Origin of the sequence: Olsenella sp. HMSC062G07, from assembly GCF_001811895.1 — a bacterium.
Classification (GTDB): Bacteria; Actinomycetota; Coriobacteriia; order Coriobacteriales; family Atopobiaceae; genus Olsenella_F; species Olsenella_F massiliensis.
This window is the reverse complement of record NZ_KV806927.1, coordinates 1-631: the sequence shown is the minus strand read 5'-3', so window position 1 is coordinate 631 and position 631 is coordinate 1. Positions and strand designations below refer to the sequence as shown.

The window sequence follows — 631 nt, the reverse complement described above, 5'->3', positions numbered from 1 at the left end:
CCCAAAAGGCCGACAAACCCCAGCGCTTTGACAACACGGCGCAGGTGACCTCCGTGAGGGGGAAGGACGTCAAGCTCGTCTCCGAGACCACCCATCACAGGACTGAACCTCTGGTTGACGTGCATGCGACAAAGACCTGGGCGGGCGGCGTCGAGGCCGACCACGGCGAGGTGACGCTCCAGCTCCTGCGCTCTGTTGACGGCGGCGAGCCCGAGCCTGTGGGCGAGCCCATTACAACGAACGACCTTTCTGCGACGTGGGAGGGCGTATCCACGTACGATGCCCAGGGCCGCGAATACGCCTACTCCGTGGCGGAGCTCTCCGCCACGGGCGAGAGGCTCGCGGAGGGCGACTTGCGCGGCAACTACCGCGTGAGCTACGGCACGAACACGGAAGACGGCACGCTCACGGTCACGAACAGCTACGTCGAGCCGCCCGCCAATCCCTCCGAGCCGACTCTGCCGCGGACGGGCGACGTTTCCCTAGCCGTCCCGTACGTTCTGGCAGCCTTTGGCCTTGCGCTTGCCCTTGCGGGCGTCCTGCGGAAAAAGGGCAGGAAGGCATAGGTCAGACCTCGTCCTGAGTTGCGTTCGGCCCCGTCACATAGTGGCGGGGCCGTTTTTCAGGAGGT

At 65.6% G+C, this 631-nt stretch carries 1 protein-coding gene; it reads left to right on the top strand.

Annotation, left to right across the window (positions count from 1 at the left end; genetic code table 11):
* Window positions 1-566 (top strand): Cna B-type domain-containing protein (locus HMPREF2826_RS00225; RefSeq protein WP_148138273.1); only part of this gene is annotated, 566 nt, incomplete at its 5' end.
* Window positions 567-631: the final 65 nt, after the last annotated feature.